General features: G+C 67.9%; 12 protein-coding genes. 6 read left to right on the top strand and 6 right to left on the bottom strand.

Annotation, left to right across the window (positions count from 1 at the left end):
• Positions 1–231: 231 nt before the first annotated feature.
• From wrbA to F573_RS0112130, 4 genes are all read right to left on the bottom strand, one after another.
• On the bottom strand, positions 232–852 hold the full coding sequence (gene wrbA / locus F573_RS0112145; protein ID WP_019022805.1) for an NAD(P)H:quinone oxidoreductase: 621 nt from the start codon (positions 850–852) through the stop codon (positions 232–234).
• A 90-nt stretch (positions 853–942) separates the two neighbouring features.
• Entirely contained in the window at positions 943–3,741 is a 2,799-nt protein-coding gene (locus F573_RS0112140; protein WP_019022804.1) for an EAL domain-containing protein, read from the bottom strand.
• Positions 3,742–3,790: 49 nt separating this feature from the next.
• Positions 3,791–4,183, bottom strand: a complete 393-nt coding sequence (locus F573_RS0112135) for a DoxX family protein (protein WP_018870739.1) — start codon at positions 4,181–4,183, stop codon at positions 3,791–3,793.
• Between the two features lie 34 nt (positions 4,184–4,217).
• On the bottom strand, positions 4,218–5,150 hold the full coding sequence (locus F573_RS0112130) for a phosphate/phosphite/phosphonate ABC transporter substrate-binding protein (RefSeq protein WP_019022803.1): 933 nt from the start codon (positions 5,148–5,150) through the stop codon (positions 4,218–4,220).
• A 287-nt stretch (positions 5,151–5,437) separates the two neighbouring features.
• On the opposite strand from F573_RS0112130, the gene F573_RS0112125 reads away from it, so the two are divergent.
• Together F573_RS0112125 and F573_RS0112120 are read left to right on the top strand one after the other, a co-directional pair.
• Positions 5,438–6,520, top strand: coding sequence for a hypothetical protein (locus F573_RS0112125; RefSeq protein WP_019022802.1), 1,083 nt, complete (start codon positions 5,438–5,440; stop codon positions 6,518–6,520).
• Positions 6,517–7,326 carry an OmpA family protein gene (locus F573_RS0112120; protein WP_019022801.1) on the top strand — a complete coding sequence of 270 codons (810 nt, stop codon included), beginning with the start codon at positions 6,517–6,519 and terminating at the stop codon, positions 7,324–7,326. The genes F573_RS0112125 and F573_RS0112120 overlap by 4 nt, the downstream gene beginning before the upstream one ends.
• Here the strand turns inward: F573_RS0112120 and glnD are convergent.
• Positions 7,259–9,964 (bottom strand): [protein-PII] uridylyltransferase, encoded by a 2,706-nt coding sequence (gene glnD, locus F573_RS0112115; protein WP_019022800.1) that lies wholly within the window; start codon positions 9,962–9,964, stop codon positions 7,259–7,261. The two genes, F573_RS0112120 and glnD, sit on opposite strands and share 68 nt — an antisense overlap.
• Before the next feature lie 31 nt (positions 9,965–9,995).
• Positions 9,996–10,781: a type I methionyl aminopeptidase gene (gene map / locus F573_RS0112110; protein ID WP_019022799.1), complete on the bottom strand. Its 786-nt coding sequence runs from the start codon at positions 10,779–10,781 to the stop codon at positions 9,996–9,998.
• 213 nt (positions 10,782–10,994) lie between these two features.
• Between map and rpsB the strand changes: the two genes are divergently transcribed.
• The 4 genes from rpsB (at position 10,995) to frr (ending at position 14,085) form a co-directional block, all read left to right on the top strand.
• Positions 10,995–11,759, top strand: coding sequence for a 30S ribosomal protein S2 (gene rpsB, locus F573_RS0112105; protein ID WP_019022798.1), 765 nt, complete (start codon positions 10,995–10,997; stop codon positions 11,757–11,759).
• A 63-nt stretch (positions 11,760–11,822) separates the two neighbouring features.
• Positions 11,823–12,692, top strand: coding sequence for a translation elongation factor Ts (gene tsf, locus F573_RS0112100; protein ID WP_019022797.1), 870 nt, complete (start codon positions 11,823–11,825; stop codon positions 12,690–12,692).
• 104 nt (positions 12,693–12,796) lie between these two features.
• Complete coding sequence (gene pyrH, locus F573_RS0112095; RefSeq protein WP_018870731.1) at positions 12,797–13,531, top strand: UMP kinase; 735 nt, start codon at positions 12,797–12,799, stop codon at positions 13,529–13,531.
• A complete protein-coding gene (gene frr / locus F573_RS0112090; protein ID WP_018870730.1) occupies positions 13,528–14,085 on the top strand; it encodes a ribosome recycling factor in 558 nt (185 codons plus the stop codon). Before pyrH ends, frr begins: the two co-directional genes overlap by 4 nt.
• Positions 14,086–14,092 lie beyond the last annotated feature (7 nt).

Below are 14,092 nucleotides of genomic sequence, written 5' to 3'. Positions count from 1 at the left end.
CCGGGTCTGGTGCCGGGTCGGCCAGGGGGGTGGCCTCCTGCAGGTCGACCCCGGCCCCGGTAGGAGGCCGGCCCTCCGGCCGATCCGGACCTGGTGGGTGGTCGGGGCTTGATCGGCCAGGGGGCTGGCCTCCTACGGGCTGGGTCGGGCCGGGTCTGGTGCTGGGTCGGCCAGGGGGCTGGCCTCCTACGGGCCGGGCCGGGTTCTGGTGCCGGGTCGGCCAGAGGGGGGTCAGCCGGCGGACTGGCCCAGTTTCTGGGCGCGGGCGACTTCGGCGACGTGGCGGCCCTGGGATTCGGCCATGCCGAGTTCGGCCTCGGTGGGCTGGCGGCTGCCGTCGCCGTCGGCCAGGGTGGTGGCGCCGTAGGGCGTCCCGCCGCTGATCTGGCCCATTTCCAGCAGGCGCTTTTCGGTGTACGGCAGGCCGACGATGGTCATGCCGAAGTGCATCAGGTTCACGATGGTGGAGACCAGGGTGGTCTCCTGGCCGCCGTGCTGGCTGGCGGTGGAGCCGAACACGCTGCCGATCTTGCCCACCAGGCGGTCGTTGAACCACAGCGAGCCGGTCTGATCCAGGAAGTTCGCCATCTGGGCGGCCATGCGGCCGTAGCGGGTGGGTGTGCCGATGATGATGGCGTCGTAGTCGGCCAGCTCCTCGGGGCGGGCGATCCCGGCCGGCTGGTCGAGCCGGGCGCCGGCATTGCGGGCGACATCCTCGGGCATCAGTTCGGGCACGCGCTTGATCGTGACCTCGGTGTCGGCCACCTCGCGGGCGCCACGCGCCTCGGCTTCGGCCATCTGCTCGATGTGGCCCCAGGTGGAGTAGTACAGCACGAGTACTCGGGTGGTCATGGCGGGTCCTTTCTTGCGGGATATTTCCCCAAGGTTAGATCCTGACCAGCCGAATGAAAATCGCCATTTTGGCGATTGATTGTTCGATTTTTACGAATCGTTTTCGCCGGAGGCCGGGGCCAGCGGCTCGCCGGTGCCGGCGAGGGCCTCGACGGTTTCGATGGTTGCGGGACGGCCGTACAGAAAGCCCTGGAAGTGCCAGCAGCCCAGGTGCATCAGGAACGCGCGCTGGTCTTCGGTCTCCACGCCTTCGGCGATCACGTCCAGGCGGAGGGTGTGGGCGAGGTTGACCACCATCTCGGCGATGGCGGCGTCATTGGGGTCGTCGAGGACGTCGCGCACGAAGGACTGGTCGATCTTGAGCTGGGACAGCGGCAGTTGCTTGAGATAGGCCAGCGACGAGTAGCCGGTGCCGAAGTCGTCCAGGGCGAAGCCGATGCCCAGTTCGCGCAGCCGCTGCATGTTGTCGATCGCGTGATCGATGTCTTCCAGCAGCATGCTCTCGGTGATCTCGAGCTTCAGCCGGTGGCCCGGCGCGCCGGTGGCCTCCAGCAGGCCGGCGAGTTCGGCGACGAACGTACCGTGGCGGAACTGGCGCGCGCTCACGTTCACCGACAGGGTCAGGTCGCGCAGGGCGGGGTCGTGTTTCCACTGCGCCAGCCGCCGGCAGGCCTCCTCCAGGACGCGCTGGCCGATGGGTACGATCAGCCCGGTCTGCTCCGCGACCGGGATGAATTCGCCCGGCGAGACCCAGCCGCGTTCCGGGTGCGCCCAGCGCAGCAGCAGTTCGGCCCCGACCGGACGGTCGTCGCTGTTGACCTGCAGCTGGCAGTGGACCTCGAACTCGTCTCTGCGCAGGGCCTCGCGCAGCTCGGTCTCGAGCTGGAAACGGGCTTCCACCGCGCGGTGCAGCTCGGGGTCGTAGAAGCGCACGGTGTTGCGCCCGGCGTTCTTGGCCCGGTACATCGCCAGGTCCGCCTGCTTGAGCACTTCCTGCACGCCGAGGTGGTCGCCGCTGAACAGGGTCGCGCCGATGCTGGGGCTCACGTGGCGATCCTGACCGCCGATCGGGAACGGCTCGCGCATCAGCTCGATCAGCTTGCGCCCTACCGCCTCGGCCTGGGTGGCGGCGCGATCCTGGTCGGCGTTGAGGTCGTTGAGCACGAGGACGAATTCGTCGCCGCCCAGGCGCGCCAGCGTGTCGGCCTCGCGGGTGATGGTGCTCAGGCGGGCGGCGACCTGCTGCAGCAGTTCGTCGCCCACCGCGTGGCCGAGGGTGTCGTTGATGTCCTTGAAGTTGTCGAGGTCGAGGAACAGTGCCGCGCCGTGCAGGCCGGTCCGGTGCGCATGCGCCAGGGACTGACGCAGACGGTCGTGCAGCAGCGTGCGGTTCGGCAGGTGGGTGAGGTTGTCGAAGAAGGCGAGGCGCCGCACTTCTTCTTCGGCCCGCTTGCGGTCACTGATGTCCATGATGGTGCCGAACAGCGCGATCACGCGACCACGTTCGTCGCGCCGGGTGCTGGCGAACACGCTGACCCAGCGGGCATTGCCTTCGCGGGTGCGCAGGCGGATCTCTTCGGCAAAGTCGCGGTCCTGCTCGCCCTGCATCAGGGTGCGGCAGACCTGGTCGGCCTCCGCTTGGTGCTCGGTGGCCACGAATTCGCACAGGCTGCGGCCGAGGCTCTCGTCCACGCTGAAGCCGGTCAGCTTCTCCCAGGCGGGGTTGAGCAGGGTCCAGCGGCCCTCGGCGTCGGTGCGGAAGATCACCTCCGAGATGTTGTTGACGACCTCCTCGTAGCGCGACTCGGTCTCGTGCAGGGCGTCGGCGGCCTGGCGATGGGCGGTGATGTTGAGGGTCAGGCCGCGCAGTACCGGCTCGCCGCGGTCGTCGGCCGCCCAGGACAGGATGTCGCGCAGCCACATCCAGTGGCCGTCGCGGTGGCGGAAGCGGTAGTCCACCGGCCGCGGCCGTTCCGCGGGGTCGCGCGTGGCCTCCCGGACGCGGGGCAGGTCCTCCGGATGGATGCGGCGGACCCGCAGCCCGGGCCGGGCCAGGCGCTCGACCGGGTAGCCCAGCAGTTCGCGGGTGTCGCCGGCGACGAATTCCCAGTATCCGGTCTCCGGGTGCGATTCCCACAGGATGGCGTCGGCGCCGCCCAGCATGGACTCCAGGCGCGCCATTGAACGGTTGAGCCGGAGGTTCTGCTGCTGGATCTCGCTCTGGGTGTTTTCCAGGTGGGCGGCGACGTTGTTGAACGTGCGGGCGAGATCGCCGAATTCGTCGTTGGAGGTGACCTTCAGGCGATATTCGAGATTGCTGCGCTGCAGGGCCTGGCCGCCCAGGTTGAGCAGCCGCAGCCGGCGGGTCACGATCAGCGCGAAGAGGGTCCCCGCGGCCATGGACAGGGCCAGCACGCCCAGGGCCAGGGCGATGTTGCGGTGCAGCAGGTCGGTGGCGAGGGCGTCGATGTCGTCGGTGGAGTACTCGACGTGGATCGTCCCGAGGTGCTGCCCGGCCAGATCCACCGGGATGCCCATTTCCAGGGTGCCGGGTTGCTGGTGCAGGCCGTCGTGTTCGGGAAGGCTGGCGGGCACCGAACCCACCTCGGCCATGCGTCGGCCGTCCGCGTCTTCGACCACCGCGTAGCGCAGGGTCGTGTCCTGCTCCAGGTCGTCCAGCAGCTCCTGCAGCATGCCGGGGTCGGCGTAGGCCAGACCGGGCCCGACGGCCGAACTCAGCAGACGGCCCTGCTGGTCGGCGAAGCGTTCCAGCACCTCGGCCTGGTTGTCGCGGATAAGCGAGGTTCCGCTGGCCATCAGCACGATGACCATCACGGCCTGGATGGCGACCGTGCCGATGGCGATCTGCGCGGCGAAATTCAGGCGCATGGCATCATGCCCGATCACGCGTGCAGAGCAGGCCGCCCGCCAAGAGGTCTCAGCTCCGGTTGACCGAGTAGCGCCCGGGGCCGGTCAGCGCCAGGGCGACCGCCGCGAACAGGAACATGCCCTGCAGTTCCAGGGCCCAGCCGCCGTGGGCGGTCAGGTCGGTCAGTTCGTGGGCATGGGCCAGGGCGATGGCGACCACCATGTTGATCGCGATCAGCACCGCGCCGATGCGCGAATACAGCCCGAGGATCACCAGCACCGGGGCCAGGACTTCGCCGATGTAGACGCCCCAGGCCACGAACGCGGGCAGGCCGGCGTCCACGACCATGGATTCGATGCCGCCGATCCCGCCGAGGATCTTGTCGATCCCGTGCAGCAGGATGAGGACCCCCAGCGCGAGGCGCAGGATCAGTTTTCCGGTGTCGTCGAGCATGCTGTCCATGGTGTCCCCCGTTGTGGTTCGAGTGGTGGCGGATTCAGTGGTCCGTAACCGCCGGGTCGTCGCTGTCGGGAAGGACAAAGCCCGGATCCGGCAGCGGCATCATGTCCGGGATGGCGTCCGTGTCGAAGGCTTCAAAGCCCCGATGGCCGATGCGCCCCAGGCGCTCGCGCCCCTCCGGCGTGTCGCTCAGCGCGGTCAGCTGTCCGGCCAGGTCAACGGTGGCCGGCAGGCGGTCCTCGCGCGCCAGGATGACCGCACCCGGGAAACGCGGCGTGCGCATCAGCATGCGCACCAGCTGACCGTCCCGCAGGGAGATCAGGCGTTCCCGGTCCGGGTCACGCGTTTCAGGACGTGTGGAACCCGCCTCGTCATCCACCACCATGATCGCAGCATCCGCAAGCCCGCGCTGCAGCGCATCCAGGGCGGTCTCGTGATGGGAATAATAGAGGTACTCCGGCGGATTGTCCGCCAGTGGCAGATCCAGCAGATAACGCACGGCCACGGTGCCCATGCTCAGGCGCGGCGGGGCGGCGATGGTGTGCCCGGCCAGGTCCTGTACCGAGTCGATCGGGGAATCGATCGGCGTCACGATCCGCGCGGAGAGGCGGTGGGTGGCCGCGACCAGCGGGCGGTAGTCGCCGTGCGTGCGGGCGCGCCGGGCCAGGTGGGACCCGGTGAGCACCAGATCGTAACGGCCCGCATCGGTTCGCCCGAGGAAGGTTTCGAAATTGCGTGCGGTCTCGATGCGCACTTCGCGGTCGAGGGTCTGCGACAGCCAGTCCCGCAACGGTGCATAGCGCTGAAACAGGCTCTTGGGACTGGCGAACGGAAGGATGCCCAGGGTCACGGGTTCGGCATCCGCCGCGGGGCCCTCCGCCGTCTGCGCGGTTGCGGGGAGTGCGGCGGCCATGCTCCCGAGCAGCAGGACCATGGTCAGGATCAGGGGCAGGTTGGTGCGGCCTGGCATCGGGCCCTCCCGGGGCAAATCAGTCCCTCAGGGTAGCGTTTCTGGCGGCGCTTTGCCGTCCGCCGGCGATCGGCGTCCCACGGCATGACGGATTGTTGACGGTGCGGGCTCGGGATGGAGCCGCGGGCGCCTCCGACGGTGTCGGAAGGTCGACGTTTGTCGAGACGACGTCCGTGCGCGCGGGGCCTGCGACGGGTGGCCCTGATATTGCTTCCTGATCCGGGGAGTCGGCATGGCCATGGCGCCGCGGGCGTTTCCCGGGCGCCGACACCCGGACAGGAGCAAGCATGACACAGTGGTTGAACGGACTGGCGAGCGCCCTGCTGGGGACGCTGGAGGCGCTGACGCCGATGACCGTGATCGGAGCGTTTTCCCTCGGCCTGCTGGTCCTCGCCGGCCTGGCGCTGGCGGGCATGGCGCTGGGCCGGATGACGCGGCTGCAGGCGGCGGCCCCGGCACTGCTGACCACGCTGGGGATCCTCGGGACCTTCCTCGGGGTGGCGATCGGGTTGCTGGACTTCGATGCGGCGCGGGTCGAGGCCTCGGTGCCGGCGCTGCTGGAAGGGCTGAAGCTGGCCTTCGTCACCAGTATCGTCGGCATTGCGCTGGCGGCCCTGTTGCGCCTGCTGCAGGTGCTGCGGCCCGAGCCCGCCGCCGCGGATGAGCCGGACGCGGCCGGGGGCGCGGGCGCCGCGGGTGGCAACGGGTTGCCGCAGGACCCGGCCCTGGTGCCGGATCTGCTGCGCGAACAGCGCGATGCGATGCAGGCGGTGGCGCAGCGGCTGGAGGCCATGGACCGCGGTCTGGAAGAGCGTCAGCAGCGTCAGCATCGCGAGACCCTGGAGGCACTGGACGGACTGGCGGAGCGCATGAGCGAGATGAGCAGCGGCCATCTGGTGGCGGCGCTGGAGCAGGTGATCCGGGACTTCAACACGCGCCTGGGCGAGCAGTTCGGCGAGAACTTCCGCCGGCTCGATGCATCGGTGGGCCGCCTGCTGGAGTGGCAGGGGCAGTACCGCGACCAGATGGAGGAACTGCGGCGGGCGTTCGACCAGGCGCGCGAGGGCATGGAGCACTCCGGTGCCAGTCTGGAGAAGCTGACCGATCAGGCCTTCCGCATCACCCGGCACGTGGAGGACCAGGATGCGACGCTGTCCAGCCTGCGCCGCGAGACGGTGGAGCTGGAGGCCCTGCTGGGATCCATCGCGGCGCTGCGGGATCGTGCGACCGAGGCCTTCCCGGCGATGGACGCGCGTCTGGAGGGCATGCTGGAGAGCCTGGAGAACGCGATCGAGGCGGGACAGGCCGCGCAGGCGCGCTGGTCCGCGACCGAAGGGCGCAGCATGGCGGCTGCCGGGGGGCGCTCGTGATCCTGCGGCGGCTGTTTGCCCGGCGGGTGCGGGCTGCGGGGGAAACGCCTTCCGAGCAGGGTTCGCAATGGCTGGCGGTGGCCGACCTGATGGCCGCGCTGATGATGATCTTCCTGTTCATCGCGGTGCTGCACATGGTGCAGGTGGAACGCTCGCATGCGGCCCACGAAGAGACCCGCAGCGAGGCGCTGGCACTGCGCGATGCGATCCACGCCGCGTTGCTGGACGAATTCGAGGAGGACCTGGAGCGCTGGAACGCGGAGCTGGACCGCGAGGATCTGACGCTCAGCTTCCGCGAGCCGGAGGTGCTGTTCGAGCAGAGTTCGGCGGCGATCCGGCCGCGCTTCGAGGCCATCCTGGAGGATTTCATGCCGCGCTACGCCGAGCGCCTGCGGCCGTTCGCCGGGGTCATCCGCGAGGTGCGCATCGAGGGCCATACGTCCAGCGAATGGGCCGGGGCGGAGGACGCGCGCGAGGCCTACTTCGCCAACATGGACCTGAGCCAGCGGCGCACGCGTTCGGTGCTGGAATACGCCTGGGGGCTGGAGCGCGTGCGCGGCGAGGACTGGTTCCGCGAGCGCGTCGCGGCGGTCGGCATGTCGTCCTCGCGCCGGGTGCTGGATGAGCGCGGACGCGAGGACCGCGAGGCCTCGCGGCGGGTGGAGTTCAGCGTGCTGACGGATTTCGAGTCGCGCCTGCTGGGCGAGGCGGGCGAGCCGGGCGCCGCGGAGGCGGAGGTCATGCCGGTCCCGCGTCCGCTGCATTCGGGCCCGCATTCGGACCCGGGGGCTCCGACTCCCGGATAGCTTCCAGCAGGGCCGTGCGCAGGCGCTCGCGTTCGGCCGCAGTGAGCGGCCGGCGGTCGCTGCCGGTGAGGGTGAAGCTGTCCTCGACCTGTTCCCCGGCGGTGGCGATGCGCGCGGTTCGGATGTCGGTGTCGTGTTCGGCCAGCACATGGCCGACGGTGGACAGCAGGCCCGGGCGGTCCAGCGCGCGGATGCGCATGCGCGTGGCACCGCCCGGCGAACCTTCCTCGAATTCCACCCGGGTGTCGACGTCGAAATGCTTCAGCCGCCGCGGCAGCTGGCGCTGCACCGGGGCTGCGCCGCCCGCGCCTTCGCGCAGCGCCCGGTTGAGGGTCGCGCAGATCTCCTGGGTGCGGTAGCCGGATTCGACGGTCTGCCCGGCGTTCTCCAGCACCAGGAAGGTGTCCAGGGTGTGACCGTCGGCGGTACTGATGATGCGGGCGTCGACGATGTCCAGCCCCAGCTGGGCGAGGGCGGCGGTGGTCCGCGCGAACAGGCGCGGGTGGTCCTCGGCATAGACGAAGACCTCGGTGCTGCCGCGCGAGGTGCGCGGGCGCACCAGCACCAGGGGCAGGTCCTCGAGGTCGTTGTTCAGCAGGGCCTGGGTGTGCCAGGCGATCTCGTCGGGCGAATGGCGCAGGAAGTATTCGTCGTCCAGGCGGCCCCACAGCACCGCAGCATCTTCCCCGCCAATGCCCTGCGGCGCCAGCAGTTCCAGGGTCTCGCGGCGGGTCTGGCGGATCTGTTCCTCCATGTCCGGCGGCCGGTCGAGCCCGCGGTCGAGGACGTTGCGCGTAGCGTGGTACAGCGTCTGCAGCAGAGAATCCTTCCAGCTGTTCCACATCTCCGGGTTGGTTCCGCGGATGTCGGCGATGGTCAGCAGATAGAGGAAATCGAGGCGCTCCGGCGAGCGCACCTCGCGGGCGAATTCCATCACCACGTCGGGGTCGGAGATGTCGCGGCGCTGGGCGGTCAGGGACATCAGCAGGTGCGAGCGCACCAGCCAGGCGACCAGCGCGGCGTCCTCGTCCGACAGCCCGTGCTGCTGGCAGAAGTGCAGCGCGTCCTGTGCGCCCAGCTCCGAGTGATCGCCGCCGCGGCCCTTGGCGATGTCGTGGAACAGCGCGGCCAGGACCAGGCGTTCGGGGCGTTCCAGGCCGGCGTGGATCTCGCTGGCCAGCGGGTGTTCGTGGGCGAACTCGGGCAGCGCCAGGCGGCGGGCGTTGCGCACCACGTGCAGGGTGTGTTCGTCGACCGTGTAGACGTGGAACAGGTCGTACTGCATGCGCCCGATGATGCGGCCGAAGGCGGGCAGGTAGTTGCCCAGCACGCCGTAGCGGTTCATCCGTCGCAGCTGGCTGGTGATGCCGCGCGGGGCGCGCAGGATCGCCATGAACAGCTCGCGGTTGAGGCGGTTGCGGCGGAAGTGGCCGTCAATCAGGTGCCGGTGGGCGCGGATCAGGCGCACCGTGGAGGCGCGGATGCCCTGGATCTCCGGGTGCTGCTGGAGGATACGGAAGACTTCCAGCAGGGCCGGCGGGTAGATCATGAAGACCTGGTCGTGGGCGACCTCCAGATAGCCGCCGCGGACCTGAAAGCGGGGATGGATGCGTTCGGGCTGCTGGAGCTGCTCCGGGTCATCCAGGATCGCCTCGTTGAAATGCTGCAGCAGCAGTTCGTTCAGGCGTTCCAGGTCGTTGATCGTGCGGAAGTAGCGCTGCATGAACTGCTCGACCGCCCGGTTGTGGTTCTGGTCGACGAAGCCGAAGGTGCTGGCGAGCTGACGCTGCAGGTCGAACAGCAGGCGGTCCTCGCGCCGGCCGGTGAGCATGTGCAGGGCAAAGCGCACCCGCCAGAGGAAGTTCTGTCCCTCCACCATTTCCCGGAACTCGCCCTCGCGCAGAAAGCCGAGCGAGACCAGCTCCTCGATCCGTTCCGCGCCGAAGTGGCGCTTGGTTACCCAGCCGATCATCTGGATGTCGCGCAGTCCGCCGGGGCCTTCCTTGACGTTGGGTTCCAGACGATAGGCGGTTTCGCCGAAGCGGCGATGGCGGGCCTGCTGTTCGGCCAGCTTGGCGGCATAGAAGCTGCGTGAATCCCATACGCGATCGGCTTCGATCGCGGCGCGAAAGTCGTTGAAAAGGGTCAGGCTGCCGCTCAAATAGCGCGATTCGATCAGGTTGGTGACCACCGTGATGTCGTCGCGGGCCTCGCGGGTGCAGTCCTCGATGCTGCGTACGCTGTGGCCGACCTCGATGCCGATGTCCCAGAGGAAGGTGACGAACTCGCCGATGCGTTCGGAGCGCGTGGCGTCATGTTCGCCCGTCACCAGGATCTGGATGTCGATGTCGGAGGCCGGATGCAGTTCGCCCCGGCCGTAGCCGCCGACCGCCACCAGACACAGGTTCGGGTCGGCGGCGAGGCCGAACTGGGCCCAGATCAGGCGCAGGAGGTCGTCGATCCGGCATGCGTGGCCGAAGATCAGATCCTCGATCGCCACCCCGTCATGGAAGCCCCGGTACTGCTGTTCCACGATCCCCCGGCGATATTCGCGGAACCGCGCGATGTCACCGGGGTGGCGGCTGAGCTCCTGGTAGTCCGCGCTGCTGTCAGTCAGGGCAGGTTCCGTGTTGGCCATGCGCGCCTCCGGGGCGGTGTCGGGACGGATGTCAGGCCGCCGCTTCCTGCGGCGGGGTCTCATCCTTGCGCAGGGTCAGGATCTCGTAGCCGTCGTCGGTCACCAGCAGGGTGTGTTCCCACTGGGCCGAGGGGCTGCGGTCCTTGGTGACCGCGGTCCAGCCGTCGGCCAGTATTTTGGTGTGGCGCTTGCCGGCGTTGACCATGGGTTCGATGGTGAAGCACATGCCGGGCTCCAGCACCATCCCGGTCCCGGGCTTGCCGTAGTGCAGCACCTGCGGATCCTCGTGGAAGCCGCGCCCGATGCCGTGGCCGCAGAACTCGCGCACCACCGAGCAGCGCTGCTTCTCGGCGTAGGTCTGGATCGCGTGGCCGATGTCGCCCAGGGTCGCGCCGGGGCGCACCTGCTGGATGCCCAGGTACATCCCGGTGCGGGCGACGTCGATCACCCGCTGCGCCTGGATGCTCGGCTTGCCGACGGTGAACATGCGGCTGGTGTCGCCGTGGAACCCGTCCTTGATCACGGTGACGTCGATGTTGACGATATCGCCGTTCTTGAGTGTGCGATCCCCGGGAATCCCGTGGCAGACCACGTGGTTGACCGAGGTGCACACCGATTTGGGGAACCCGCGGTAGTTCAGCGGTGCGGGCGTGGCCTGCTGCTCGTTGACGATGTAGTCATGGCAGATCCGGTCGAGCTCGCCGGTGGTGACGCCGGGAACGACATGGGGCTCGATCATCTCCAGCACTTTGGCGGCCAGGCGGCCCGCCACGCGCATGTACTCGATTTCTTCCGGGGTCTTGATGGTGACGGACATGGGGTCTCCGGACGCGGCATGACGGGCCGCGCGTGCTTGGTTCGAATAAGCGTTCTATGCTATAAAGCGCGCGCTTCGCTGGCAATTGAGCGGAGACTTGCAACCTTAATCCACACACGTATCGACACGGTCTGTCGGGTGCTGGTTCGCGCGAGCGGGCCGGTTTCAGGCCGGGATGCGTGGAGGCCCAACCCGTACAACAGGAGAACACTCATGTCCCTCGTGACCATGCGTCAGATGCTGGAGGCCGGCGTCCATTTCGGCCACCAGACCCGTTACTGGCATCCCAAGATGGCGCCGTACATCTTCGGCGAGCGTAACAAGATCCATATCATCAACCTGGAAAAGACCCTGCCGATGTTCAACGACGCGTTGAACTTCCTCGGCAAGGTCGCGGCCGACGGTGGCCAGATCATGTTCGTCGGCACCAAGCGCTCCGCGCGCGACGTGGTCGCCGAGGAAGCCCGCCGCGCCGGCATGCCGCACGTGACCCACCGCTGGCTGGGCGGCATGCTGACCAACTTCAGCACCGTGAAGCAGTCGATCAAGCGTCTCAAGGATCTCGAGACCATGGACACCGACGGCTCCTTCGACGTGCTGAACAAGCGCGAGGCGCTTTCCCGCCGTCGCGAGAAGGACAAGCTCGATCGCAGCCTGGGCGGCATCAAGGACATGAACCGCATGCCGGATGCCATGTTCGTGATCGACGTCGGTTACGAGCGCATCGCGGTCAATGAGGCGAAGAAGCGCGGTATCCCGGTGGTCGCCGTGGTCGACTCCAACAACCCGCCGGACGGCGTGGACTACGTGATCCCGGGCAACGATGACGCGATGCGCGCGATCCAGCTGTACGTTGCCGCGATCGCCGACACCATCGTCGAGGCCAAGGGCACGATGACTACCGCCGCCGGCGAAGAGGCGTTCGGCCAGGCCGAAACGGCCGAAGGTGCCGAGGCTTCGGCCGCCGACCAGGCTTGATGAAACCGGCCGGCCGCGATCCGCGCGGCCGGCCCCGCAAGAATTCTTCAGGAGTTGATTCCGATGGCAATCAGTGCTGCCCAGGTTAAGGAACTGCGCGAACGTACCGGCGCAGGCATGATGGAATGCAAGAAGGCCCTCACCGAGGTGGACGGTGATCTCGAGGCCGCCGTGGAAGCCATGCGCAAGTCGGGCATGGCCAAGGCCGACAAGAAGGCCGACCGCGTGGCCGCCGAAGGTCGCGTGGAGATCGTCAGCGAGGGCAACCGCGCGGTGATCGTGGAGGTCAACTGCGAGACCGACTTCGTCGGCAACGACGACAACTTCCGTGCGTTCGCCACGCGCTGCGCGCAGACCGCGCTGAACACCGAGGCCACCGACGTGGATGGCCTGATGAACGAAGAAGTCGAGGGCGAGAAGCTGGAAGAGCATCGCACCCAGCTGGTGGCCAAGGTCGGCGAGAACGTGCAGGTCCGCCGTTTCGAGCGCCTCAACGCCGAGGGTTCGCTGGGCGCCTACCAGCATGGCGCGCGCATCGGCGTGCTGGTGGCCCTGGACCAGGCCGACGACGAGCTGGCGAAGCACATCGCCATGCACATCGCGGCCCAGCAGCCGGTGTGCGTGGACGAGGACGAAGTCCCGACCGAGATGCTCGACAAGGAACGCGCGATGTTCAAGGCCCAGGCCGAGGAATCCGGCAAGCCGGAGAACATCATCGAGAAGATGATCGAAGGGCGCATCCGCAAGTACCTCGGCGAGATCACCCTGGTGGGTCAGGCGTTCGTGATGAACCCGGACCAGACCGTGGGCGACCTGCTCAAGGAGAAGGGCGCAAAGGTCACCGGCTTCGTGCGCTACGAAGTGGGCGAAGGTATCGAGAAGAAGAGCGAGAACTTCGCCGAGGAAGTGATGGCGCAGGCTCGCGGGGCCTGAGCCGGCCGGGCCGGATCCTGCGGGGTCCGGCCTGCCCGTAACAAGCAGCATTTCAGGATTAATACCACTCCGATCCCGTCAGCCAGCCCGAGAAAAGGAACCCGATGAGCCAGGACACGCAGCCCGCCTACCGACGCATCCTGCTGAAGCTGAGCGGGGAGGCCCTGCTGGGGGAACATCATTACGGTGTCGATCCGGCGGTGCTGTCGCAGGTGGCCGAAGAGGTCTGCGAACTCTCGCGGCGCGGGGTCGAGGTGGGTATCGTCATCGGGGGCGGCAATATCTTTCGTGGCGCCGGGCTGGCCGAAGGCGGCGTGGACCGCGTGACCGGCGACCACATGGGCATGCTGGCCACGGTGATCAATGCCCTGGCGCTGCAGGACGCGATCGAGCGGGCCGGGCGTTTCTGCCGGGTGATGTCGGCCATCCGCATCAACCAGGTCTGCGAGGATTACATCCGTCGGCGCGCCGTGCGGCACCTTGAAAAGGGCCGGGTAGTGGTATTTGCCGCCGGCACCGGGAACCCGTTCTTCACCACCGATTCCGCGGCCAGTCTGCGGGCGATCGAGATCAATGCCGATCTGATGATCAAGGCCACCAAGGTGGACGGGGTGTACGACGCGGATCCGTTCACACAGACGGACGCACGGCGTTTCGACAAGCTCACCTACGACGACGCACTGGAGCGCCGTCTGGGCGTGATGGACACCACCGCACTGGTGATGTGCCGCGACAACGAGCTGCCGATACGAGTCATGAACATGTTTGCGAAGGGGGACCTGCAGCGCCTGGTGATGGGCGAGGCGGTGGGAACCCTGGTCGAGGGGTCCAGGCAATGACAGATGCGACGATCAAGGATGCGCGCGAGCGCATGGACAAGACGCTGGAATCGCTGCGCACGGAACTGGGCAAGATTCGCACCGGGCGCGCGCACCCCAGCCTTCTGGATCACGTGCACGTGGAGTATTACGGCACCGAGGTGCCGATCAACCAGGTGGCCAACGTGAATGCCGAGGATGCCCGCACGCTGGCGGTGCAGCCCTACGAGAAGGACATGATCGGCAAGATCGAAAAGGCGATCATGACTTCCGATCTGGGGCTCAACCCGTCGTCCCAGGGCATGGTCATCCGCGTGCCGCTGCCGGCGCTGACCGAGGAACGGCGGCGCGAACTGGTCAAGGTGGTCAAGTCGGAGGCCGAAGGGGCGCGCGTGGCCGTGCGCAACATCCGGCGTGACGCCAACAATACCTTCAAGCAGCAGGTGAAGGACAAGGCGATCTCCGAGGACGACGAAAAGCGCGCTCAGGACGAGATCCAGAAACTGACGGATGATCACATCGCGCGCATCGACAAGATGCTCGCCGACAAGGAAAACGAGCTGATGGAGGTCTGACGGCCTC

Source organism: Thioalkalivibrio sp. ALE23 (assembly GCF_000378545.1).
Classification (GTDB): domain Bacteria; phylum Pseudomonadota; class Gammaproteobacteria; order Ectothiorhodospirales; family Ectothiorhodospiraceae; genus Thioalkalivibrio.
The sequence above is the reverse complement of the archived record's forward strand: the minus strand, read 5'-3'. Positions and strand labels throughout refer to the sequence as shown.